General features: G+C 67.5%; 20 protein-coding genes. 4 read left to right on the top strand and 16 right to left on the bottom strand.

What is annotated here, in order from left to right; all coding sequences use genetic code 11:
* Positions 1 to 2: 2 nt before the first annotated feature.
* The 3 genes from BN972_RS08055 to BN972_RS08045 are packed head-to-tail and all read right to left on the bottom strand — an operon-like array spanning position 3 to position 3,054.
* Positions 3 to 1,091, bottom strand: a complete 1,089-nt coding sequence (locus BN972_RS08055; protein ID WP_036354871.1) for an acyl-CoA dehydrogenase family protein — start codon at positions 1,089 to 1,091, stop codon at positions 3 to 5.
* On the bottom strand, positions 1,088 to 2,281 hold the full coding sequence (locus tag BN972_RS08050) for an acyl-CoA dehydrogenase family protein (RefSeq protein ID WP_036354868.1): 1,194 nt from the start codon (positions 2,279 to 2,281) through the stop codon (positions 1,088 to 1,090). Before BN972_RS08050 ends, BN972_RS08055 begins: the two co-directional genes overlap by 4 nt.
* Positions 2,278 to 3,054: an SDR family oxidoreductase gene (locus tag BN972_RS08045; RefSeq protein ID WP_036354865.1), complete on the bottom strand. Its 777-nt coding sequence runs from the start codon at positions 3,052 to 3,054 to the stop codon at positions 2,278 to 2,280. The genes BN972_RS08050 and BN972_RS08045 overlap by 4 nt, the downstream gene beginning before the upstream one ends.
* 82 nt (positions 3,055 to 3,136) lie before the next feature.
* Here BN972_RS08045 and BN972_RS08040 point away from each other — a divergent pair, with 82 nt between their 5' ends.
* Positions 3,137 to 3,463 (top strand): hypothetical protein, encoded by a 327-nt coding sequence (locus tag BN972_RS08040; RefSeq protein WP_036354862.1) that lies wholly within the window; start codon positions 3,137 to 3,139, stop codon positions 3,461 to 3,463.
* Positions 3,464 to 3,489: 26 nt separating this feature from the next.
* Here the strand turns inward: BN972_RS08040 and BN972_RS08035 are convergent, their stop codons facing one another.
* The 3 genes from BN972_RS08035 to BN972_RS08025 form a co-directional block, all read right to left on the bottom strand.
* Complete coding sequence (locus BN972_RS08035; protein ID WP_036354859.1) at positions 3,490 to 6,723, bottom strand: acetyl-CoA carboxylase family protein; 3,234 nt, start codon at positions 6,721 to 6,723, stop codon at positions 3,490 to 3,492.
* 22 nt (positions 6,724 to 6,745) lie between these two features.
* Complete coding sequence (locus BN972_RS08030) at positions 6,746 to 7,894, bottom strand: PPE family protein (protein ID WP_036354856.1); 1,149 nt, start codon at positions 7,892 to 7,894, stop codon at positions 6,746 to 6,748.
* Positions 7,895 to 8,074: 180 nt separating this feature from the next.
* Entirely contained in the window at positions 8,075 to 9,616 is a 1,542-nt protein-coding gene (locus BN972_RS08025; protein WP_036354854.1) for a class I adenylate-forming enzyme family protein, read from the bottom strand.
* 38 nt (positions 9,617 to 9,654) lie between these two features.
* Here BN972_RS08025 and BN972_RS08020 point away from each other — a divergent pair, with 38 nt between their 5' ends.
* Complete coding sequence (locus BN972_RS08020) at positions 9,655 to 10,488, top strand: acyl-CoA thioesterase domain-containing protein (RefSeq protein ID WP_036356930.1); 834 nt, start codon at positions 9,655 to 9,657, stop codon at positions 10,486 to 10,488.
* 20 nt (positions 10,489 to 10,508) lie between these two features.
* Here the strand turns inward: BN972_RS08020 and BN972_RS08015 are convergent, their stop codons facing one another.
* From BN972_RS08015 to dapB, 3 genes are read right to left on the bottom strand one after another with little or no spacing between them, the layout of a single operon-like run.
* Positions 10,509 to 10,910 carry a flavodoxin family protein gene (locus BN972_RS08015; protein WP_200869720.1) on the bottom strand — a complete coding sequence of 134 codons (402 nt, stop codon included), beginning with the start codon at positions 10,908 to 10,910 and terminating at the stop codon, positions 10,509 to 10,511.
* A gap of 50 nt (positions 10,911 to 10,960) precedes the next feature.
* The gene (locus tag BN972_RS08010) at positions 10,961 to 11,416 is read right to left on the bottom strand and encodes a tetratricopeptide repeat protein (protein ID WP_036354848.1); all 456 of its coding nucleotides are present in this window, start codon (positions 11,414 to 11,416) and stop codon (positions 10,961 to 10,963) included.
* Entirely contained in the window at positions 11,413 to 12,150 is a 738-nt protein-coding gene (gene dapB / locus BN972_RS08005) for a 4-hydroxy-tetrahydrodipicolinate reductase (RefSeq protein WP_036354846.1), read from the bottom strand. The genes BN972_RS08010 and dapB overlap by 4 nt, the downstream gene beginning before the upstream one ends.
* Before the next feature lie 168 nt (positions 12,151 to 12,318).
* Between dapB and BN972_RS29905 the strand changes: the two genes are divergently transcribed.
* Positions 12,319 to 14,202 carry an alpha/beta fold hydrolase gene (locus BN972_RS29905; protein ID WP_200869700.1) on the top strand — a complete coding sequence of 628 codons (1,884 nt, stop codon included), beginning with the start codon at positions 12,319 to 12,321 and terminating at the stop codon, positions 14,200 to 14,202.
* Here the strand turns inward: BN972_RS29905 and BN972_RS07995 are convergent.
* From BN972_RS07995 to BN972_RS07980, 4 genes are all read right to left on the bottom strand, one after another.
* Positions 14,199 to 15,275, bottom strand: a complete 1,077-nt coding sequence (locus BN972_RS07995) for a PDR/VanB family oxidoreductase (protein WP_036354843.1) — start codon at positions 15,273 to 15,275, stop codon at positions 14,199 to 14,201. The two genes, BN972_RS29905 and BN972_RS07995, sit on opposite strands and share 4 nt — an antisense overlap.
* Positions 15,276 to 15,284: 9 nt before the next feature.
* Positions 15,285 to 17,030: an SDR family oxidoreductase gene (locus tag BN972_RS07990; protein ID WP_036354841.1), complete on the bottom strand. Its 1,746-nt coding sequence runs from the start codon at positions 17,028 to 17,030 to the stop codon at positions 15,285 to 15,287.
* A gap of 3 nt (positions 17,031 to 17,033) precedes the next feature.
* Positions 17,034 to 17,951 (bottom strand): metal-dependent hydrolase, encoded by a 918-nt coding sequence (locus BN972_RS07985; protein WP_036354837.1) that lies wholly within the window; start codon positions 17,949 to 17,951, stop codon positions 17,034 to 17,036.
* Positions 17,952 to 18,017: 66 nt separating this feature from the next.
* Positions 18,018 to 18,482, bottom strand: coding sequence for an SRPBCC family protein (locus BN972_RS07980; protein ID WP_036354834.1), 465 nt, complete (start codon positions 18,480 to 18,482; stop codon positions 18,018 to 18,020).
* Positions 18,483 to 18,583: 101 nt separating this feature from the next.
* Between BN972_RS07980 and ald the strand changes: the two genes are divergently transcribed.
* Positions 18,584 to 19,702 carry an alanine dehydrogenase gene (gene ald, locus BN972_RS07975; RefSeq protein WP_036354832.1) on the top strand — a complete coding sequence of 373 codons (1,119 nt, stop codon included), beginning with the start codon at positions 18,584 to 18,586 and terminating at the stop codon, positions 19,700 to 19,702.
* 4 nt (positions 19,703 to 19,706) lie between these two features.
* On the opposite strand, the gene BN972_RS07970 is transcribed toward ald, so the two are convergent.
* The 3 genes from BN972_RS07970 to BN972_RS07960 all read right to left on the bottom strand — a co-directional run.
* Positions 19,707 to 20,735, bottom strand: coding sequence for a nitronate monooxygenase (locus BN972_RS07970; RefSeq protein WP_036354829.1), 1,029 nt, complete (start codon positions 20,733 to 20,735; stop codon positions 19,707 to 19,709).
* Positions 20,736 to 20,739: 4 nt separating this feature from the next.
* The gene (locus BN972_RS07965) at positions 20,740 to 22,071 is read right to left on the bottom strand and encodes a M16 family metallopeptidase (protein WP_036354826.1); all 1,332 of its coding nucleotides are present in this window, start codon (positions 22,069 to 22,071) and stop codon (positions 20,740 to 20,742) included.
* A partial coding sequence (locus BN972_RS07960; RefSeq protein ID WP_036354823.1) for a polyribonucleotide nucleotidyltransferase occupies positions 22,049 to 23,111 on the bottom strand: 1,063 nt, incomplete at its 5' end. The genes BN972_RS07960 and BN972_RS07965, both read right to left, overlap by 23 nt.

Below are 23,111 nucleotides of genomic sequence, written 5' to 3'. Positions count from 1 at the left end.
ACTCAGGTGACCGGCAAGTCCACCAGGGCGGCCAGCCGGGAGCGGTGCTTGTAGGCATTACCGAACGCAAGCTGGTCGCTCTTGGCCCGCTTGAGGAACAGATGCGCCGGATACTCCCACGTCATCCCGATACCGCCGTGCAACTGCACGCATTCCTCGGCGGCATGCACGGCCGCCCCGCTGCAGAAGGCCTGCGCCAGGGACGCCGCGGTTGCCGCGTCGCCGTCGCCGCGCGCGCTGGTGTCGGCGGCGTAGCGGGCCGCCGTCGTCATCGAACCGACTTCGAACCACAGATCGGCCAGTCGATGCTTGATCGCCTGATAGGAGCCGATGGCACGGCCGAACTGCTTGCGTTCCTTGGCGTACGCCAGCGTCGTCTCGAAGCACCACTGCGCCAGCCCGAGTTGCTCGGAGGCCAGTAGCGCCGCGCCGGTCTGCAACGCCGCGGCCAACACCTCCGAGCCGGTCCCGACGTGAGTGGACGAGGCGCCCGCGAAGCGCACGTCGGCAAGCGGCCGGGTCATGTCCAGGGCCAGTACCGGGGACACCTCGGCGTCGGCGGTGGAAACGGTATGCAGTTCGACACCTTCGTCCCCGACCACCGGCACCACCAGCACGTCGGCCGCTGCGACGCCCGCGACGCTGGTAACCTGCCCGGTCAGCCCATCGGACCCCGACGTCACCCCAGCCGGCACTTCCCACGGCGCGGTTGATAACGGCACCGCCAGCGCCGCGGTGACCTCGCCCGCCGCCAGCGCCGGCAGGGTCTCGGTGTCACCGGCAACCGTCAGCGCCACCGTGGCCAGCACGGCGCTGGACAAGAACGGAACCGGTGCCATGGACCGCCCGATCTCTTCCATCACCACGGCGGCCTCGCGGACGGTCGCCCCGGCACCACCGAGCGACTCGGGCACCAGCAGTCCGGCCAGCCCAAGTTCGGTGCTCAGGGTGCGCCAGAGCCCGGAGAAGTCCGGCGGCGGCGAATCATAGGATTTAACAACCAATTCCAGTGGACACCGGTCGGCAAAGAGCTGCCGCACGCTGTCCCGCAGCGCGTCCTCGGTGTCGGTGTAGAGCAGGTCGATGCTCATCGGGGCAGGTCCTTCCATGCGACGGACTTGTCGACCCGGTGCTCCCCGGGTAGGCCCAGCACCCGCTCGGAGATGGTGTTGCGCAAGATCTCGGAAGTGCCGCCCTCGATCGAATTCCCCTTGGCCCGCAGATACCGGTAGCCGGCCTCACGACCGGTCAGGTCGACGATCTCCGGCCGGCGCAGCGTCCAATCGTCGTAGCGCAGCCCATCTTCGCGGTGCATCTCGATTTCGAATCCCGAAATCGCCTGTGCTAAGCGGGCAAACGCGATCTTCATGCCGGCGCCCTCGGGCCCGGGCTGACCGGCGACGGCCTGCTGGCGCAGCCGTTCGCCACTGAGCCGCAGTACTTCCGCTTCCACCCACAGACGCATCAGTTCGTCGTGCATCGCCGGATCACGCAGGCCCGGTTGCTTCCGCCACGCCTCGGTGACCTTGCCGATGTGACCGCCTTCCCGCGGCGCTCCGGCGCGCGCGCCGATGGCCACGCGCTCGTTGTTCAAGGTGGTCGTGGCCACCCGCCACCCGCCGCCTTCGGGACCGAGCCGGTTGGCATCGGGCACCCGCACGTCGGTGAGAAAGACCTCGTTGAACTCGGCCTCGCCGGTGATCTGACGCAGCGGCCGGACCTGAACGCCCGGTTGCGTCATGTCGCACAAGAAGTACGTCAGCCCGGCGTGTTTGGGCACGGCCGGATCGGTCCGGGCGACGAGGATCGCCATCTGCGCGTGCTGGGCCTGCGACGTCCACACCTTCTGGCCGTTGACGATCCAGTCGTCGCCGTCGCGTACGGCGCGGGTGGCCACCGCCGCGAGGTCAGAACCGGCGCCGGGTTCGCTGAACAACTGGCAGTAGATCTGCTCGCCGGTGAACAAGGGCCGCAGAAACTTTCGCTTCTGTTCATCGGTCCCGAAGGCCGCGATCGTCGGCGCGGCCATTCCCATGCCGATGTAGTTCTTCGGGGTGCCGCCCACCGGTGCGCCGGCCTCGGCGAGTCTGGCGTCGACGCGTTCCTGAGCGGTCCGCGGCAACCCCAACCCGCCGAATCCGACGGGCAGATGGACCCAGGCCAGGCCGGCGTCGAACTGCGCGCCGAGGAATTCCCGCGGCTCGGTGGTGGCCGGGTCGTGTGCGTCCAGCAGTTCCTGCACCCGCGCGTCGACGTCGACGTCGACTCCCGGGGCGCTCACTGTGCACCGCCGGACTGATAACCCTGAGCCGGGCCGAGCAGCAGTCCGCCGTCGATCACCATCGTCTCGCCGGTGATCCAGCTGGCCGCGTCCGAAACCAGGAAGGCGACCGCGCCGGCCACGTCGTCGGGTTCGCCGATTCTGCCCAGCGCGATCGATTGCGCCAGCGGGTCCTCGTGGTCCTTCCACAGCGCCTCGGCGAGCCTGGTGCGCACCACCCCGGGGGCGATGGCATTCACCCGTACACGCGGTGAAAGTTCCAGCGCCAGTTGCTTGGTCACGTGGATCAGCGCCGCCTTCGTGGCGTTGTACATGCCCATGGCCGGCGATTGGTGCAAGCCGCCGATGGAGGCCGTGTTGACGATGGCCCCGCCGTGCTCACCCATGCCCGACTTGACTACCAGCGACGTCCACAGCAGCGGCGCCCACAGGTTGACGTCGAAGATCTTGGTGAACCGGGCGTGATCCTGATCGATCAGCGGACCGTAGGCGGGATTGGTGCCCGCGTTGTTGACCAGGATGTCCACCCGCCCGAAGCGCTCTAGGGCCAGATCGACGCAGCGCCGGGCGGCATCCTCGTCGACCGCGTGCGCACCCACACCCAGGGCGCGGTCGCCGACCTGCGCCGCGGCCGCGTCGGCGGCCTCCTGCTTGCGGGCCGTCAGCACGACGTTGGCGCCGGCCTCGGCCAGCCGCTGCGAGATTGCCAGGCCGATGCCTCGTGAAGCGCCGGTGACGATCGCGGTGCGGCCGGTTAAATCCAATGAAGTCATATCGATAATCCCGATCTATTTTTCAGGTTTTCAACCCTGCCGCACGTGGTATGCGCCAGGTATGTTAGCGAAACTAAACCTCATGAAACCACTGGTGGTGGCCGGGGCCGTCGCTGCAGCAATCGCCGCGGCGCCGATGGCGTCAGCTGACGTAGTCACGGCGGGCCCGGGCACTTCCAGTACCGGCATAACTCATTTCATTCCGCAGGACCCGGGCGGCGGCGGCTGCGACGCCAACGGTAACTGCGGGTCGGGCGGCCTCGACGGCGGCCCGGGCGGCGGTCCCGGTGGCCAGGGCTGCATCCCCGGTGTCGGCTGTGGCAACGGCGGACAGTTCTGGGGTCCCGGTGGCCTTCCGGGCGGCGAGGGCTGTCTGCCCGGTGTCGGCTGCGGCTCCGGTCACGCCTGATACACGAGTCCTGATATTCGAACCGTTCAGAGTTCCCGGAGTCCGGTGATCCAGCTCCGGGACTCTGCCGGATCGATCACGTCGTCCAATTCGAATGTGGTGGCCGCGCGCAGCGCCTTGCCGTGCTGGTAAGCCGCGGCAACCAGCTTGTCGAACAGCGCCTGACGTTCCACCTCGTCGGCGGCAGCGGCCAGCTCCTTGCTGAACCCAAGGCGCACAGCGCCTTCCAAGCCCATGCCGCCGATTTCGCCGGTGGGCCACGCGACGGTGAACTGCGGCGCCCGGAACGAGCCGCCGGCCATGGCCATCGCGCCCAGTCCGTAGCCCTTTCGCAGGATGATCATGCCGAAGGGCACGGTCAGCCGGGCCCCGAGTACGAACATCCGGCCGAATCGCCTTACTGCCGCGTCCTTTTCCGCTTCCGGCCCCACCATAAACCCCGGCGTATCGCACAGGGAGATGACCGGCAGCCGGAACGACTCACACAGGGTGAGGAAGTCACCGGCCTTGTCGGCGGCTTCGGCGTCGATGGCGCCGCCAAGATGGTGACTGCTGTTGGCGATCAAGCCGTAGGGCGCACCCTCGACCCGGACCAGCGCGGTGACGATGCCGACGCCGTAGTCGGCCCGCAGTTCCAGCACCGACCCGACGTCCACGATCGACTCGATCGCGCGGTGCACGTCGTAGGCCCGTAACCGGTTCTGCGGCACCACATGCCGGGCCAGCCGCGGATCGGGCGCTTGCCATTCCTGTTCGGTGCCCTGGAAATAGGCCAGATACTGCTTTGCCAGCGCCACCGCATGCGCTTCGTCGCGGGCGACCAAATGCACGACGCCGTTGCGTCGCTGTATGTCGACCGGCCCGATCGCCTCTGGCGGATACACGCCGAGCCCGCCGCCTTCGATCATCGCCGGCCCGCCCATCCCGATATTGGCGTCCGGCGTCGCGATGATCACATCGCAGACCCCGGCCAACGCCGCATTCCCGGCGAAGCAACGGCCGGAGACGATCGATACCAACGGCACCCTGCCTGCCAACGCCGCCAGCATCCGGAAGGTGGGGACATCCAGTCCAGCCATGCCGCCCACGTCGGTGTCTCCGGGTCGTCCGCCACCGCCTTCGGCGAAGAGCACCACCGGCAATCCTTTTCGGGCAGCGTGCTCGAAGACGCGGTCGGTCTTGGCGTGGTTACGCATGCCCTGTGTGCCGGCCAGGACGGTGTAGTCGTAGGACACCACGACGGCCTGCGCGGCGTCGCGGGCGAACCGGTCGGCACCGATGGTGGCGATGCCGGCCACCAGTCCGTCGGCCGGGGTGTTGGCGATGAGGTCTTCTTCGGAGCGCCGACTGCGCTGTGCGGCGATCACCAGGGCTCCGTACTCGACGAAGCTGCCGGGGTCGACCAGGTCGGCGATGTTCTCCCGGGCCGTCCGGCGACCCTGCTTGTGGCGCTTGGCCACGGCGGCCTCTCGCCCCTCGTCCAGGGTGACCAGGTGGCGTTGGCGCACTTCGTCAAGATCGGCGCGGGACTGGTCGAGATCGGTTTGGGCGGAGTGTGATTCGCCGTCGCCACCGGCACCGGTTCGGGTGAATACCAGCAGCGGGTCTCCGGTGCCCACCACCTCGCCCGGGCGGACGAGAACGCGGACGGTCCGCAGCGCTTCGGGTGCGGACAGGACGTGTTGCATCTTCATCGCCTCCAACACGACCGCTTGCCCGCCGGCGTCGAGGTCGGCTCCCTCGGCGGCAACTTCGACGACCGTGCCGGCCAACTGCGCGCGCAGCACCTCCTCACCGGCGTAGAGCTCGACTCCGACGTGGGGGTGGTGCTGCTGTGCGCGGATCGTCGCGCGGGCAAGATCGGGAAGCTTGTCGTCGAGAAAGCTGGTGGAAACCACACCTCGCTGAATTTGATCGTCCGACAGCAATTCTCGCAGCAGGTCGATGTTGGTGGCGATGCCTTCGATGGCGAACTCATCCAGGGCGGTGCGCGCCTTTCGGACGGCTGCGGCCATCGAGGAGCCCCGCACGTGGGTGACGACCTTGGCGAGCAGCGAGTCGTAGCGCGGGCTGGGTGCCAGGCCGGCCCGCCCGTAGGTGTCTACCCGCACCCCGGGACCGCTCGGCGGTGTGAACAGGGTCAGGGTGCCGGTCGCGGGCAGGACGGACCCGTCCGCTGCGAAAGTCTCCATGTTGACTCGGGTCTGGATGGCGATACCGGTTCGCGCGGCGGGTTCGCCGATGACTTCCGTTCCGTCTGAGGCGATTCCGGATGGCAGGCCGAGCTGGTAGTAGGACGCGCCGCCGGCGATGACCAGTTGTATCGCGACCAGGTCGACGCCGGTGACTTCTTCGGTCACGGTGTGTTCCACCTGGATCCGCGGGTTGATCTCCAGAAAGACGAATTCGTCGTCGCTGACCAGGAATTCGACGGTCGCCAGGCCGCGGATGCCCACGCGTGCACACACCCGGGCCGCGGCCTGATGCAGGGCACGCCGTAGGTCGTCGGAAAGTCCTGGCGCGGGGGCTATTTCCACCAGCTTTTGGTACCGCCGCTGAATGCTGCAGTCGCGGTCGCCCAGTGCCAACGCGCGGGTTTGATGGCTGGCCGGTGCGGCCACGATCTGCACCTCGATATGTCGTGCACCCGTCAGCAGTGCTTCGGCGAAGACTGCCGGGTCGCCGAAGCCGAGTTGCGCCTCGGCAGCGCATTGGCGGTAGGCGCTGTCGATCTGGTCGGCCCGCTCGACCTTGCGCATCCCCCGTCCGCCACCGCCGGCGAGGGCCTTGATCATGATCGGTCCACCCGTGTCGGCGAAGAACGCGTGGACGTCCTCGACGCTGCTCGGCCCTACGGTGGCGGCGAGCACGGGTACGCCGGCGGCAATCGCGGCGCTACGGGCCGATGACTTGTTTCCGACCAGCTCGAGTACGTCGGCGTCCGGACCCACGAATGTGTGGCCGGCGGAGATGCAGGAGCGGGCGAATTCGGCGTTCTCACTGAGGAATCCGTAACCGGGATGGATCAGCGCGGCACCGCAGTCTTTGGCCGCCGCCAGGATCGCTGCCTGGTCGAGGTAGGCGGGTATTGCCAGCGCTTGGTCGGCAGCATGGACATGCGGGCTGTCGGCATCGTCGTCAGCGTAGATCGCGACGGTGTGAAGGCCCAATTCGGTTGCGGTGCGGATGATTCGAAGTGCGATCTCGCCACGGTTCGCAATCAGCAGGGTCGGGTCGCCGTCGCGCGGTTGGGGCCGCATACGGGATACGTTACGGCCTGCTTCAGGAGATGCCGCGCCTAGGCATGACAGTCGGCTTGACTCCGTACCTCGGAACCGGCAGCGGCCCCCCGTCGCCGCTGTCTGCGATCATTCCGGGCGCGGGCAGCACGCCCTGCTCGTTGTCGACCTCCGGCACTGCCCAGTAGGTGCCGTCCAGAGCCGGCGGACCGGGCCGGGCCGGTACCGAGCCGGACCAGCCGGCGGGCACCGTCAAACTGCCCGCGAAGGACGCCTTGCCAAGCGCCGCCGATACTGCCACGCTCGGCGCCGCTACCGTGCGGGCGACCGCGGCTGCCGCCGTGGCTCGCCGCGTGGCCGCATCGGCAAGCTCCTCGGCTTCGTCCTCTTCCTCTCCCGCGCCGTTACCGAGCTGGCCCACGGTGTAGTCCCAGTAGGTAGCCCTGTTGTGATGAAATGTGTCCAACCACCAGATCTCGGCACTGTCTAGCCGGTGTAACAGGCCCTGCAGATTCGTGACCTCCGGCGCCGCCGACGCAGCCGGTGCGGCGAGGCTCTGCACGGCGGCCGGGCCTTGGGTGACCAGGGCGCTGAGACCCTCGACAGCTGCGGCACCCGACGCGGCGGCCTGCGCGACGGCGGCGGCTTGGTTGCCGGCGCCAGCCGGAGTGGTAACGGGCGCCGGGCCGTTGAGGGGGTCGAGGCGGCCGGCTGCGGCGGAGGCTGCTGCGTACTCGTACATGACCGCTGCGTCCTGAGCCCACATCTGGCTGTAGTGCGCCTCGGCCGCGGCCATGGCGGGCACATTCTGACCAAGGGTGTTGGTCGCGATCAGCCTAGCCAGCCGGGCTCTGTTGGCCGCAATCTCGGCCGGGGGCACGATCTGGGCAAACGCACGTTCAAAGGCGGCCGCCGAGGCCATGGCCTGCGACGCCGCATGCGCCGAGGCTTCGGCGGTCTGGGTAAACCATGCCAGCAGCGGCTGCACCGCGGTCGCCATCGACAGCGACGCCGGACTAACCCACTCCTCGGTGGTCAGCCGGGTGATCACGGATCCGACGGCGACTGCGGCTGCGCTCAGCTCGGAAGCTACGCCGTTCCAGGCAGCCGCCGCCGCCAGCAGCGGCCCAGGACCCGCGCCGGCATACATGCTGCCGGAGTTGACCTCCGGCGGCAGCGCGCCAAAATCCAATACCCATTCCGTTTCCAGTCGAGGTTTTTGGCGGCCGACGCTCCCCCGGCCCATCCCCGGCACCCATTTTTCCATCATGATTAAAATGGCGGCGGCGCACCGACCACTACTCATGGCGAACTCTAATGATCACAATCGTTGCCTGATGACTTCGCATGGGGGTATCATCCCGCGCTTGATTCAGCGCAGGGCTTGACTCCACTGCACCTGTTCGCGGAGCTTGCCCTTGAGCAGCTTTCCGCCGGCGTTGCGCGGCAGGGGCGCGGCCGTCACCGTGATGTACTGCGGGATCTTGTAATCGGCGAGTTGTTCGCGGCAGTGTTCGAGCACCGCCGGCACGTCGACCTGTTCGCCGACCAGCACCGCACCGACCTTCTCGCCCATCACCTCGTCGGGTACCGCGAGGACGCAGGCGTCGGCGACACCGGGCGCGGCCAGCAGCGCGGCCTCGACCTCGACGCTGGAGATGTTCTCGCCGCCGCGGTTGATGATGTCCTTGAGCCGGTCAACGATGTGCACCCGTCCCGCGTCGTCGACACGAACCACGTCGCCGGTGTGCAGCCAACCGTCCACGAATGTGGCCGCGGTCGCGTCGGGCCGATTCCAATAGCCGGCGGTGACGTTTGCCCCTCGGGCGACCAATTCGCCGATCAGGTCACCGGAACCGTCGTCGAGTGGAATCACACCGAGGTCCACCGAGGGCACCGCGTAGCCGACCGAGTCGGCGTGCTCGACTGCCTCTTCGTGCGGCAGCACCGTCATCAGCGATGCGCTTTCGGTCATTCCGTACCCGTTGAACACGGTGGCGTGCGGAAAGGCGTTCTTGACCGAGCGCACCAATGTGGGGGCGATGGGCGCACCACCATAGCCGACCCAGCGCACCCCGGAAACGTCCGCCGCGGCGAATTGCTTGTGCCGCAATAGAAGGGCGTAAATCGCCGGTACCGTGACCATGACCGAGATACGCTCCGCTGCCAACGTCGCGACAAGCTGGTCAAGATTGAGCGCAGGCATGATGACCGCCGCTCCGCCGAGGGCGGTGGCCGCCAATAGTTGTGAGTTGCACCCGGTTACGTGGAACAGCGGCACCGAGATGAGGGTGCGCATGTCCTCACCGATGTCCCTGGGCTGGTTGAGGCACCGCACACCGTTCTCGGTATTGGTGACGAACGCTTCATGCGTGGTCGGCACCCCTTTCGGGTGACCGGTGGTGCCGGAGGTGTAGAACAGCGCCGCAACGTCGGTGCGGTCGAGTTGCTCTGTCACATATGGCCGTCCGTCAGGCATCGGACTGTCCGGGGCGAGGTCGATGCGCGCGTCGGCGTCGGACAGGACGAACTCGACCTCCGGCTGCGCTGACCTGGTGTTGACAGCGACGGCGATGCCGCCGGCCATCACCGTGCCCCAGAAGGCAAGCACCCAGTTGATGCCCGCGGGGTGCCGCACCGCGACGCGGTCACCCCGTTGCAGCCCGGCCGCGCGCAGTCCGCCGGCAACTCGCGACGCGCGGTCCCACAACTGCCGGTAGGTCAGCCGATCCGACCCGAGCTCGACCACGGCTTCGCTGTCCGGGCGTTGTTTAACCTGCTCGGCGAGCAGGTCGAGCAGGGTGGGCGCGATCCCGGCGTAGTGCGGGACGTGCGCGTCGTCGACGGTGATCCCGGATCGCTGGAATGGGTTGCGGCTACGTGGGATTTCAATGACAGGGGGCTTGGGAGCCATGCCCGGACCTCACTCTCGGGTGTCCTATCGTGATACCGGTGACCATCGACGATGCCGCCATCATGCCCGAGGCGTTCTTCACTGTCGACGGGGATTCCTACCGGCCAGGTCCGATGACCCGCGGGCCGTGGGGGGCGGCGATGGGCGGCCAGATCGTCGGTGGCCTGTTGGGCTGGGGTATCGAGCAAAGCGGTTTAGACCCGCAGCTCGTGCCGGCCCGGATCACTGTCGACCTGCTGCGCCCGGCGCTGCTCGAGCCGGTTCGGATCGAGACCTCGGTGCAGCGCGAAGGGCGGCGCATCAAGCTCGTCGATGGTGCGTTGTTACAAAACGGTCGGACCGTCGCCCGAGCCAGCGCGCTATTCCTCCGGCAGGGCGAGCATCCCGACGGAGAGGTGTGGACGGCCCCGGTGCGGATGCCGCCGCTGCCGACCAGCTCCGCGGGTTTCCCAACCGACATGCCGTTTCTGATCTGGGGCTACGGTGCGACCCAGGCGGGCAATCCCGGTATCGCGGCGGGCGAATGGGAACAGGCGCATTCGCAGAAGTTCGCTTGGACGCGGGTGTTTCGCCCAATGGTGCACGGGTATCCGCTGACCCCTTTTACGCGTCTGGCGTTCGTCGGCGACGTGACGAGTTCGCTAACCCACTGGGGCACGGGCGGATTGCGTTACATCAACGCCGATTACACGGTGACCGCCAGCCGGCTCCCGGACGGCGAGTACATCGGCTTGGCGGCGCAGAGTCACTTCGGCAACGCCGGGGTCGCCACTGGCGGCGCAGTACTTTTCGACCAGCACGGTCCCCTTGGGACCAGTTCGGCCTTGGCGCTGGGCCAGCCCGCCGACGCGTTCCGGCCGACTTATACCTAGTCGATTACCTTTTCCCTTAGCTAGTCCATTAGCTGCGCGGCGACGGTCGCGCCGAGTTCCCAGCACGATTGCAAGTCGTCCTTGCTCGGCTTACCCGAAACGCGCACATACTCGGCGCCTTTCACCCAGCCCAGCCCGGCGGTGATCCCGTCGACGGCGCGCTCAGCACCCTCGGTGCCCTCGTTGCCGTGCAGATACAGGCCATACGGCCGCCCACGGGTGGAATCGAGCAGTTGGTAGTAGCTCTGATCGAAGGCGTGCTTCAGCGCGCCGCTGATGTAGCCGAGGTTGGCCGGGCTTCCGAGCAGGTAGCCGTCGGCCTCCAGCATCTCGACCGGAGAGACCGTCAGCGCCGGTCGTCGAACGACCTCCACTCCCTCGATGTCGGGATCGGTAGCCCCCGCCAGCACCGCCTCGAGCATCTCCTGACAATGCGGGGACGGGGTGTGGTGGATGATGAGCAGCTTCTTGGTCACCTTTGGGCCTCCAGCTGAACCGCGGTTCGCATTGCTTCCCGCGCCCGCCGGCGATCCCCCGCGTAGTCGTAGGCCCGCGCCAGCCGATACCAGCGACGCCAGTTGTCCGGGTCGTCCTCCAGTTCACTGCGCACGGTGTCGAACAGCGCGTCGGCCGCGCCGCGCTGGATGCGTCCGGACGGCCGGCGTGGCAGCGCGCTGACGTCGAGTTCCATCCCGTCGTCAGCGATCAGCCGGGCCAGCTTCTGGTGCGCGAACCCGGCCCGCAGCGTCGCGACCATCGCCCAGAGCCCGAGGAACGGCATGACCAGGATCGCCACCCCTAGGCCCACGGCGGCACCGCGCCCCGAGCCGATCATCCCGACGGCGATGCGGCCGAGCAGCACGAAGTACACCAGCATCGCCAGGCACAGGAAGGCGATGAGCAGTTGGATGCGCAGCGTGCGCGTCATTGCAGGTCAAGCAAGGGTTCTATGCCTACGGTCAGCCCGGGGTGTTCGGCGATGTGGCGCACCGCGAGCAGCACACCGGGAACGAAGGAGGTGCGATCGAGGCTGTCGTGCCGGATGGTCAGCGTCTCCCCTTCGGTGCCGAACAACACCTCTTGGTGGGCGACCAGCCCGGCCAGCCGCACGGCGTGCACCGGGATGCCGTCGACGTCGGCGCCGCGCGCGCCGGGCAGACTGGTACTGGTGGCATCCGGGTTGGGCGACAGACCTTTTCGCGCTTCGGCGATCAGCTTCGCGGTACGGGTGGCGGTGCCCGAGGGCGCGTCGGCTTTGTGGGGGTGATGCAGCTCGATGACCTCGACGGATTCGAAGAAGCGCGCGGCCTGTTTGGCGAAATGCATCGACAACACCGCACCTATGGCGAAGTTGGGAGCGATGAGCACCGATGTGCCGGGTTTCGCGGCAAGCCAATCCTCGACCTGTGCGATCCGCTCGGGCGTGAAGCCCGTGGTGCCGACGACAGCGTGAATCCCGTTGTCGATCAGAAACTTCAGATTGTCCATCACCACGTCCGGGTGGGTGAAATCGATCACGGCCTCGGTGTTGCCGTCGGTCAGCAGGCTCAGCGCGTCGCCGGCATCCACCGCCGCGGACAGGGTGAGGTCCTCGGCGTTCTCGACCGCCCGGACCATGGTCGCGCCGACTTTTCCTTTAGCTCCCAATACGCCAACCCGCATGTCTCGAAGCCTACTTTGGCGGACCTGCGAACGCGTGTTCGATAGCTGCCCTGGGTGAGCAACCCAGCGGAGGCCCTGGCGTCTAGTGGGCGGGAGGCGCTGGGCCGCACGCGCACATCTCTAGGCTTAGATGGTCGATGTGCAGAGGCGACCAACGGAGGTGCTTGCGTGAGGTCCAGCGATATCCGGATCCGCGAGGCCAAGCCGAAGGATTACGCCAGGGTGGCGTCGATGCATTATCCGGCGTGGCGTCAGTCCTGGAAGGGGATCGTGGCCACCCATGTACTGGACATGATCGGCACCCCGAGAACCTGGGTCGACACGCTGTACCCCACTACCCTCAAGCGCGGCGGGTGGAGCATGTGGATGGCCGAGGCTCGCGGCAAGCTGCTCGGGATGATCCTGTTCGGGCCGGACCTCTCGAACCCCAACGATATTCAGATCGACGCGCTCTACATCTCCGACGAGCATCAGCGGCATGGCATCGGCGGACTGCTGCTGAACAAAGCGCTACGCGTCCTCCCCGACAACGACATGATTCTGTGGTGCGCCGATAAGAACCAGAAGGCTCGCGACTTTTACGAAAAGAAGGGTTTCGAGCTCGACGGCCGCACCTACAGCTGGAAGCCACTGCCGGGCGTCAGTGTGCCCCACGTCGGCTACCGGCTGTATCGCGCGGCGCCGGTGGTGACCGGGCCACCGGCCATTGTCTCTCTGATCGCGCCGCCACCCCAGACACCGGCAGCAGAGCCGGAGGTGACCGCGCCCGCCAAGTCGCCCGAAGCGGAGCCAACCGAGCCACCGCCAGCCGAACCACCCGCCGCCGCAGCAGAATCACAAGTAACCCCACCGGCAGAGCCGCAGGTGGAAACGGTTGAGCCCGTCGCCACACCGCCGGCAAAACCACCCGTGGTCACCCCGATCAAGCCGTACCCGCTGCAAGTCCCGCAGGATCAGCTCGACGATCTGCACCGACGCCTCAGCACAGCGCGATGGCCGGCCGAAATTGCCGGCGCCGACTGGGATTACGGCACCGAGCAGGCATTCCTCAAGGACGTCGTCGACCATTGGCTGCACCGCTACGACTGGCGCGCCGTCGAAGCCGAAGTCAACGACATCGGCTCGTTCGTCACCGAAGCCGCGGGTCAACGGGTGCACTTCCTGCACGCCCGGTCAGACGAACCGGACGCCGTCCCGCTGGTCATCACCCACGGCTGGCCCGGCTCCGTCGTCGAGTTCCTCGACACAATGCCGTTGGTGCGGAAGCGATTCCATGTGGTGCTGGTTTCGATGCCGGGCTACGGCTTCTCTGGCCCGACCCGCGAAAAGGGCGTCGATGTCGCGCGCATCGCCGCAGCGGTCGCCGAGGTGATGTCGCAACTTGGCTACGAGCGCTATGTGGCCCAGGGCGGCGACTGGGGGGCTCTGGTCACCAGGCACCTCGGCGAGCACTACTCACAGCACGTCGCGGCGATCCACACCAACATGCTGTTCGCCCCACCCGACCAGAACGACGCCGAACTCCTGGCCAACATCACCGAGACCGAACTCGCGGCCATCTCGGCCAGCCTAGAACGGGTCAAAGACGGCACCGCGTACATGGAAATCCAGTCCACGCGGCCACATTCGCTGGGCTTTGGCCTCGAGGACTCACCGGTGGGCCTGGCGGGCTGGATACTCGAGAAGTTCCACGCCTGGTGTGACATCCGGGAAGGCATGCCGATCCGCACCGATCGGCTCATCGACAACCTGATGTTCTATTGGCTCACGGGCACCGCCACGTCGGCGGCGCGGCTCTACTGCGAAGCCAGGCGCGCCGGGACCTCGGCGCTCGACGAATGGACCGGTCGGGTCGATGTCCCCACCGGATACGCCGTCTACCCCGGCGAGCTTCTGCAGACACCGCGGGCCTGGGCCGCCGCCCGCTATAACCTGGTGCACTACTCGGTGCAGGAGCGCGGCGGGCACTTCGCCGCCTTCGAACAACCCGGGCTATTCGCCGCCGATCTGGTGCAGTTCGCCGATGTCCTCAAGGACGAGGGTGTTTTCTAGGCGTCGATGACGACACGCTCGCCGTCGGAGCGCGAGACGCAGACCAGCATCTCGTCGTCACCTTCGGCGGTGCGCCCGCGCCGATCGACCTGTCCGGCAAGAACTTTGACCTTGCAGGTGCCGCAGAATCCCTGTTGGCAGGAGTAGGCGGTCGTCGGGTCGTGGTCGATCATGACCTCGAGCGCCGAGCGATTTGCCGGGACGCTCAGCACCTCCCGGGATCGGGCGAGTTCCAACTCGAACGGCGCGCCGTCGATAATCGGCGGGGGGCTGAATCGCTCGTAGTGCAATGGGGCGTTGGCGTAGTGGTTACGGGCGACGCGGACGGCTTCCAGCATCCCGGCCGGCCCGCAGACGTAAACCGCCGTCGTCGGCCCGGCATCAGCAAGTAGGTCCTCGATGGACGCGAAACCACCGCGCTCGTCGTCGGCCCACACGGTGACGCGGTCGGGCGCCACCGCCAGCACCTCGTCCAGCAGTGGCATGTACTCGCGGTTGCGGCCGGCATAGACTGCCCGCCAATTGATTCCGCGCTGCGCGGCCGCCCGGATCATCGGCAGGATGGGTGTCACCCCAATGCCGCCGATCACGAACAGCACGTCGCGCTCGCAGGTGCCGAGATAGAACGCATTGCGTGGGCCTTCAAAGACCAGCGTGTCGCCCACGTCGAACGCGTCGTGCATCTCGATCGAACCACCACCGCCGTCGGGGATGCGCCGGACGGCGATGCGGTAGTCGGTGCGCCGCCCGGGCGGGCCGCACAGTGAGTACTGCCGTCGCCGGCCCGAAGGCAGTTGCACGTCGATGTGTCCGCCCGGCGTCCAGGACGGCAGCAATCCCCCGTCCGGGTCGGCCAAGGTCAAGGCGACCACGTCCGGCGCCACAAGGACACGCTCGACGACCCTGGCGCGGTGGGTCCTTCGCACCACCGGCACACGCGTCGGCTTCCACCGCGACGCCGCGGATAGTCCGCCCATCACCGTGCGGACACCCCAGAGCACGGTGTAGAAGCGATCACGCTCCCGCCGGCCGTACAGGTCGGCGGGCCTGCTGGCCCAAATGCTTTCCGGCACCGTCGATCCCTACTTCTGCCGGATGTCCAGCCGGGCCAGCAGCCGGATCGCCGACGGGCTGATCCGCCGCATGGCATAGCCGAGCCATGACTCCGGTGCGACCGGCAATACCGGCGGGCCGGTCTTGATGGACTTGACGATCGCCCGCGCGGTGGCTTCGGGGGTGAAGTTTCGCCGCCGGTACGTGGCGTCGGCTTTCGCCCGGGCCCGCTCCTGCTGTTCGGCCGACATCCCGGCATACACCGTGCTTTTGGCGATGTTGGTGTTGACGAAGCCGGGACACACGGCGGTCACGGTGATGCCCTCGTCGGCGAAGTCGGCACGCAGCGCCTCGCTGAAGGCCAGCACCGCCGCCTTTGTCGTGCTGTAGGCGATCATCGATTTCGACGGCAGGAACGCCGACGCCGATGAGATGTTGATGATCGTTCCGCCCTCGCCTCGCTCCACCATCTGAGCGCCGAAGGCCCGGCTGCCGGTGATGACGCTGCGCACATTGACCGCCATGATGGCGTCCCAGTGCTCCGGCGTGGTCTCCAGGAACCGCCCGGCCATGCCGATCCCGGCGTTGTTCACCAGGATGTCGACTACCCCGTGCTTGTTACGTACCTGCGCGGCAAGGTCATTCATCGCCGCTTCATCGGTGACGTCGACCTGGTACACCGCCGCCTCGGCGCACGCGGCACGTACGGCATCCGCGGTCTCGTTGGCGGCGGCCAAGTCGCGGTCCACGATCACCACCGTGTGGGCGCCGTTGCGGGCCAGTTCGACGGCGGTCGCGCGGCCGATGCCCGCGCCCGCCCCGGTGACCAGCGCCAGCTTCCCCCGGACATCGCGTGGACCACTGCGCATCTCCGACGGCCCCCCGTCCGGGGTAGCACCGTCGACGCGTTCGACCCACTCGGAGACCAACCGGGCGATCACATCGGGACGCGATGTCACCATCCAATGCCCGCCCTGCACCGGAACCACCCTGCCACCGGAGGTCATCGCGCCCACGAACCGCTGCAACGCGCCGGTGATGAACGCGTCCTTGCTGGGTACCAGAACCTGCACCGGGACGCCGGTCCGCGGCAGCTCATCACCGGGCGACACCAGCGGACCAGGCAAATTCTCCCGGTAAAGGTTCAGCCCATTGACATAGTCACCGATCGAACGCGGCGGCGACTCCGGACGGGTACAAATGCTCGACTGGCCGATGCGACCAAATGCCTCAACAACTTTCACGCCCAGCCCGGACCGGAAGGCCAGCTCGGGAACCCCCGGACATAGAAAGAACCAAATGTATCCCGACGCCAGGATCTGTCGAGCCACCCCCGCAGCGGCCCGCGGCGTGCGGGCCGAATGCAGGAACCGGCCCGCGTACTCCAGATGGGGGCCGGAGATGGAGGTGAAGGATGCCACCTTGGCCGACACAGCGTCGTCGGTGACCGCGGACCAACCCTGCACCGAACCCCAGTCGTGCGCCAGCAGGTGCACCCGGTCCACGCCCAGGCTGTCGATCACCGTGGCCACATCGGATATCAGCTGCGGCAGCCGGTATCCGGAACGCTGTGCAGGAGCTGATGATTCACCGGCGCCACGCACGTCGTAGGCCACCACGTTGTAGCGCTGGGACAGCGCGTCGGCCACGCCGTCCCAGATCCGATGGTTATCGGGATAGCCGTGAATCGCCAGAATCGTAGGTCGGTCGGGATCGATGTCGTTGTAGCGGTGCACAGCCAGGGCGACACCGTCGGAGGCGGTAATGATCGTCATTGGTCAGTGCGATGCCCGCGCAGCCGGCGACACGGCAAGGTAGTTCACGGCGCGGTCCAGCCCGCCCAGCTCGGAGGGGTGGAAGCCGGGCCGGTAATAAGACCCGACCACCCGGATCAACCGGAAGGGTCCCGGGACCAGACCCCGGCGCGCCGCCTTGAAATAGTCGCGCCAGCGGGCCTTGGTGCCGGCCGGCACGCACGGGTCCACCGAGAACATGAACTTCACGCCGCGGATCCAGAGCAGCAGCAACACCGGTGTCACCGCGAACTGAGCCCGCACCTGCCGCCAATACCCGGCCCGCAAATGCTTCATCGTGTCGAACGCCACGGCCTTGTGCTCGACTTCCTCGGCACCGTGCCACCGCAACATGTCCAGCATCACCGGATGCGCGCCCACCGCGTCCAGGGCCGGCGAATCCAGAATCCATTCCCCCAGCACGGCGGTGTAGTGCTCGATCGCCGAGATGAACGCAACCTGCTCAAGCAGCCAGCTGTGTTGGCGGCGCTCGCTGCGATGCGGCCGCTCGCCGAGCAACTGCTCGAACAGCCACCTGATCTGGTTGGTGAACGGGGTCAGGTCGATGCCTTGCGCGTCGAAGTGCGCCAACACCCCCGAATGCGCCTGCGAGTGCATCGCTTCCTGGCCGATGAAGCCCTGGACGTCCAGCCGCAGCTGGTCATCCTTGATCAACGGCAGGGTTTTCTTGAAGACCTGGACGAAAAACTCCTCGCCGGCGGGCAGCAGCAGGTGCAGGACGTTGAGCACGTGGGTGGCCAACGGTTCGCCGGGAACATAGTGAAACGGCAGGTCAGACCAGTCGAATTCGACGTTGCGCGCTTCGAGGACGAGCCGCTCGTGGTCAGCGGCGTCCGATTCTCTGGAGTGTGGGCCCACGGCCCGGTCATCGACGATCGACATTGCGGCCCCCTTGCCTGGCTTGAAGGCAAGTGTACTGAAACGGGCAGGTATGCGGTACCCGCGGTACTACCTTTTCTCGGCGCGCTCCTTGAGGCGCTGCAGCGTGATGTCGATGTTCTTGCGGTTTTCAGCGTCCCGGTCCGCGACGCCGGTGGCCTGTTTGGCGAGCTTGCGGAACCAGCCGGGCCGCCGGTCCCAGGTGCTTTCGGTGACGCGGCAGCCGCCGTCGGCCTGGGGCTCGATGTCGTACTGCCAGCGCGCGATGGGCAGCACCGTGTGTCGCACTTCGAACGCGAACGCGCGACCCGGGTCCGCGTCGGTCACCGTGCACTTGGTGGTCCAGCGCTTGCGACCGTTTTCGTTGTGGCCGACGAACACCGCGCCCTCGGTGACCGCGTCGCCCTTGCGCCATTGCATCGAGACCGCCTCCTCCGCCAATTCGGCCAGGGTCGGAAGGTCGGTGATCATGCCGTACACCGCCTCCGGAGTCGCTGCGATCTGCACGCTTGCGGAGGCTGACGGTTCGCTCATCGGCCGATCATAGCCACGGCTCCGATCGGCGAGAGAGTCGCGCACCCGCGGGATCTTCTACACAATTGAGGGGACAACCCGATCTTCGGCAGGAGGCCAGCATGCGAGTAGGCATTCCGACCGAGGCCAAGAACAACGAGTTCCGGGTTGCCATCACCCCCGCCGGCGTCGCCGCGCTGACCCACCGCGGGCACGACGTGCTGATCCAGGCCGGCGCCGGTGAAGGATCGTCGATCACCGACGCCGAATTCAAAGCTGCTGGCGCCCAGATGCTGGCGGCGGCCGCGCAGGTGTGGGCCGACGCCGATTTGATTCTCAAGGTGAAAGAGCCGATCCCCGCCGAATACGGCAACCTGCGGCGGCATCAGACGCTCTTCACCTATCTCCATCTCGCCGCGTCGCGATCCTGCACCGATGCCTTGCTGTCGGCGGGAACCACGTCGATCGCCTACGAGACCGTGCAGACGGCCGACGGCGCGTTGCCGTTGCTGGCGCCGATGAGCGAGGTGGCCGGACGGCTGGCCGCTCAGGTCGGCGCGTACCACCTGATGCGCACCCAGGGCGGGCGCGGCGTACTGATGGGCGGGGTGCCGGGCGTCAAGCCCGCCGACATCGTCGTGATCGGCGGCGGCACAGCCGGTTACAACGCCGCTCGGGTCGCCAGCGGCATGGGCGGGTCGGTCATGCTGCTCGACGTCAACATCAACAAGCTCCGGTTGCTGGACGCGGAGTTCGCCGGCCGCATCAGCACCCGTTACTCGTCGCGCTACGAGCTCGAAGGTGCAGTCAAACGCGCCGAACTGGTGATCGGCGCGGTCTTGGTGCCGGGCGCCAAAGCCCCCAGTTTAATCTCCAATTCCCTTGTCGCACAGATGAAGCCCGGGGCGGTGCTGGTGGATGTCTCGATCGATCAGGGCGGTTGCTTCCAGGATTCCCGGCCCACCACCCACGACGACCCGACCTTCGCGGTGCACGACACGCTGTTCTACTGCGTGGCGAACATGCCCAGCGCGGTACCCAAGACGTCGACCTATGCGTTGACCAACGCGACCATGCCCTATGTGCTCAAGCTGGCCGACCAGGGTTGGCAGGGCGCCTGCCGCTCGGATCCCGCGCTCGCCAAAGGACTTTCGACGCACGACGGAGCGCTGGTGTCGCAGCAGGTGGCGGCCGACCTGAAGTTGCCGTTCACCGATCCGGCCTCCGTGCTGGCGGCCTGAGCGCCTACCGCACGTACGGTGCCAGCGCGGTGACGATATCGGCGGCCGGCCCGGTGGCGGCCTCCCGGTAGGCTTCGCCGGCCCACAGATTCGTGCCGTGCGGGTCCTCTTCGCGGATGGCCGCCGCCCGGATCGGCTTGGTCATCTGGTTCACCTCCGGATAACCCAGCGGCGCAACATGATCCAGCAAACGGGTGAAGTTGTTGGCCAGACCCCGGGCATAGCGGCCGGAGAACGCGCGGGTGACCACGGTCGAGTCGAATGCCGGGTTCTTCAGCGCGACGCGGTAGGCGGGGTGCGTACCGGCTTCGTCGGCGAGCAGCAGCGCGGTGCCGATCTGCGCGGCCACCGCGCCCCGGCGCAGCACCGCCGCGATGGCTTCCACGGTGCCCAACCCGCCCGCCGCGATCAGCGGCACGTCGTGGGCGGCGCCGATGCGGTCGAGCAGTTGGTGCAGCGACTCGGTACCCGGCTCCATATCAGGCGCGAAGGTGCCGCGGTGCCCGCCGGCCGCGGGGCCCTGTACCACCAGGTTGTCCGCGCCGGCCGCAACGGCAACGCCGGCCTCGTAGGCCGAAGTCACGGTGACCGACACCAGCAACCCAAGCGCGCTCAGCCGGCGGATGACGTCTGGTGGCGGCGACCCGAAGGTGAAGGACACCATCTCGGGGCGGACGTCGGCCACCACCTCGAGCTTGCGTTCCCAATCGTCGTCGTCGCCGTGGACTGGGTGGCCCACCTCGACGTGGTAATGATCGGCAACCTCTTCGAGGTCTTCGGCGTAGTACTCCAGTTGCACCCAGTCCGCGACGCTGGGCTGGGGCACGAACAGATTCGCCCCGATCGGGCCGGTGGTCGCCGCGCGCGCGGCAGCGATGTCCTTGGCGAACTGCTCGGCACTCAGGTAGCCACCGGCGACGAAGCCGAGGCCGCCCGCATTTGACACCGCCGCGGCCAGCGCGGGAGTACCCGGGCCGCCGGCCATCGGCGCACCCACGATGGGCGCAGCGATATCCCAAAAACCCAATACCATCGGGCTAACTTACCATCGCTCGAAGTTGTTGCGGCAGCTGTCGTTTCGCGCTGTACGGGCCCAGGACGGCAGCGCCGAAGCGCTTGCTCAGCAGCCGCCGGGCCACCGCGTTGACCTCGTCGAGCGTGACACGTTCGATCTGGCGCAAGTTGTGCTCAATGGTGCGATGGGCGCCGTAGTTCAGCTCACTGCGGCCGATGCGGCTCATCCGTGACCCGGAATCCTCCAGACCCAGTACCAGCCCGCCGCGCAGCGAACCCTTTGCGATGCGGCATTCATCCTCGGTGATCCCGTCGCGCGCAACGGACTCCAGCACCTCGGTGGTCACCCGCATCACATCGGTGAACCGGTCCGGCAGGCAGGCCGCGTACACCGACAGCGCACCGCTGTCGGCGAAGATGTCCAGCGCCGAGTAGATCGAGTAGGCCAGTCCGCGCGACTCGCGAACCTCCTGGAACAACCGCGAACTCAGCCCGCCGCCCAGCGCGGTGTGCAGAACCGAGAGCGCCCAGCGGTGCTCCCAGCCGCGCCCCGGGGTGCGCACGCCCAGCGAGACATGGGTCTGCTCGGCGTCACGCTTGCCCAGCACCAGGCCCGGGTTGCCGGCAATCCGGCCCGCCCCCTTGCGCGGCGCCACCGGGCGATGGCCGCGGATCAACCGGGCGGTGAAGTGTGTCCGCACCAGCGCGACGACCTCGTCGTGATCGACATTGCCGGCCACCGCCACAACCATCCGCTCCGGGGTGTAGCGCCGCAGGTGAAACGAGTGCAGCTGAGCCCGCGACATCGTCGACACCGACTGTGCGCTGCCGATCACCGGCCGGCCCACCGGGTGGTCCCCGAACAGCGCCGTCATGAACATGTCGGCCAGCGCGTCCTCAGGATCATCGTCGCGCATCGCGATTTCCTCGAGGACGACGTCGCGTTCCAACTCGACGTCGTCGGCCGCGCACCGGCCGTTGAGCACCACGTCGGAGACCAGGTCGACGGCCAGTGCCAGGTCAGTGTCCAGCACGTGCGCGTAGTAGCAGGTGTGCTCCTTGGCGGTGAACGCGTTGAGCTCGCCGCCGACGGCGTCCATCGCTTGCGCGATGTCCACCGCCGTGCGGGTCGGAGTCGACTTGAACAGCAGGTGCTCGAGGAAGTGCGCCGCCCCGGCCACCGTGGTGCCCTCGTCGCGCGAACCCACCCCGACCCAGACGCCGACCGACGCGGACCGCACCGCGGGCAGGTATTCGGTTACGACGCGCAGACCGCCGGGCAGGGTGGTGCGGCGCACTCCTCCTTTTTCCGGAGCCGGGGCGCCCCCGGGGTCAGCTGCTGACCGTCGCGGCATCGGCGGCCGGTGCTGCTCCGGAGTCGGCGGTCGCGGCGCCGGCCGCGTCCTCTTCCACCAAGACCAGCGAGATCTTGCCCCGCTTGTCGATATCGGCGATCTCCACGCGCAGCTTGTCGCCGACGTTGACCACGTCCTCGACCTTGGCGATGCGCTTGCCCTTGCCCAGCTTGGAGATGTGAACCAAGCCGTCCCGACCCGGCAGCAGCGACACGAATGCACCGAAATCGGTTGTCTTGACGACGGTTCCGAGGAACCGCTCGCCCACCGTCGGCAGCTGCGGGTTGGCGATGGCGTTGATCCGGTCGATCGCGGCCTGGGCGGACGGCCCGTCGGTGGCCCCGACGAACACCGTGCCATCGTCCTCGATGGAGATCTGCGCACCGGTCTCTTCGGTGATCGCGTTGATCACCTTGCCCTTGGGTCCGATGACCTCGCCGATCTTGTCGACCGGCACCTTGATGGTGGTGACGCGCGGCGCGTAGGGGCTCATCTCGTCCGGGGCGTCGATCGCCTCGGCCATCACCTCGAGGATGGTCAGGCGTGCGTCCTTTGCCTGGGCCAGGGCGCCCGCGAGCACCTGGGACGGGATGCCGTCCAGCTTGGTGTCCAGCTGCAGCGCGGTGACGAAGTCCTTGGTGCCGGCGCATTTGAAGTCCATGTCGCCGAACGCGTCCTCGGCGCCCAGGATGTCGGTCAGGGTCACAAAACGACGCTCGGATTCCCCGCCCTCCACTTCAATATCGTCGGACACCAGGCCCATCGCGATGCCGGCCACCGGTGCCTTCAGCGGCACCCCGGCGTTCAGCAGCGCCAGCGTGGACGCACAGACCGAGCCCATCGAGGTGGAGCCGTTGGAGCCCAGTGCCTCAGATACCTGACGGATGGCGTAGGGGAACTCCTCGACGCTGGGCAGCACCGGCATCAGGGCCCTCTCGGCCAGCGCGCCGTGGCCGATCTCGCGCCGCTTGGGCGAGCCCACCCGGCCGGTTTCACCGGTCGAGTACGGCGGGAAGTTGTAGTGGTGCATGTACCGCTTG

Origin of the sequence: Mycobacterium asiaticum DSM 44297 (assembly GCF_000613245.1) — a bacterium.
GTDB classification, from domain to species: domain Bacteria; phylum Actinomycetota; class Actinomycetes; order Mycobacteriales; family Mycobacteriaceae; genus Mycobacterium; species Mycobacterium asiaticum.
Note: the sequence above shows the minus strand (reverse complement) of the source record. Positions and strands in the feature narration are given on the sequence as shown.

Bases quoted from the DNA above. Each gene is read 5' to 3' on its own strand.
- BN972_RS08055 (WP_036354871.1), bottom strand. From the start codon at position 1,091: ATGAGCATCGACCTGCTCTACACCGACACCGAGGACGCGCTGCGGGAC.
- BN972_RS08045 (WP_036354865.1), bottom strand. From the start codon at position 3,054: ATGACTTCATTGGATTTAACCGGCCGCACCGCGATCGTCACCGGCGCT.
- BN972_RS08040 (WP_036354862.1), top strand. From the start codon at position 3,137: ATGAAACCACTGGTGGTGGCCGGGGCCGTCGCTGCAGCAATCGCCGCG.
- BN972_RS08035 (WP_036354859.1), bottom strand. From the start codon at position 6,723: ATGCGGCCCCAACCGCGCGACGGCGACCCGACCCTGCTGATTGCGAAC.
- BN972_RS08025 (WP_036354854.1), bottom strand. From the start codon at position 9,616: ATGGCTCCCAAGCCCCCTGTCATTGAAATCCCACGTAGCCGCAACCCA.
- BN972_RS08015 (WP_200869720.1), bottom strand. From the start codon at position 10,910: ATGCTCGAGGCGGTGCTGGCGGGGGCTACCGATCCCGACATCGAGGGA.
- BN972_RS08010 (WP_036354848.1), bottom strand. From the start codon at position 11,416: ATGACGCGCACGCTGCGCATCCAACTGCTCATCGCCTTCCTGTGCCTG.
- dapB (WP_036354846.1), bottom strand. From the start codon at position 12,150: ATGCGGGTTGGCGTATTGGGAGCTAAAGGAAAAGTCGGCGCGACCATG.
- BN972_RS07990 (WP_036354841.1), bottom strand. From the start codon at position 17,030: ATGACGATCATTACCGCCTCCGACGGTGTCGCCCTGGCTGTGCACCGC.
- BN972_RS07985 (WP_036354837.1), bottom strand. From the start codon at position 17,951: ATGTCGATCGTCGATGACCGGGCCGTGGGCCCACACTCCAGAGAATCG.
- BN972_RS07980 (WP_036354834.1), bottom strand. From the start codon at position 18,482: ATGAGCGAACCGTCAGCCTCCGCAAGCGTGCAGATCGCAGCGACTCCG.
- ald (WP_036354832.1), top strand. From the start codon at position 18,584: ATGCGAGTAGGCATTCCGACCGAGGCCAAGAACAACGAGTTCCGGGTT.
- BN972_RS07970 (WP_036354829.1), bottom strand. From the start codon at position 20,735: ATGGTATTGGGTTTTTGGGATATCGCTGCGCCCATCGTGGGTGCGCCG.
- BN972_RS07965 (WP_036354826.1), bottom strand. From the start codon at position 22,071: ATGCCGCGACGGTCAGCAGCTGACCCCGGGGGCGCCCCGGCTCCGGAA.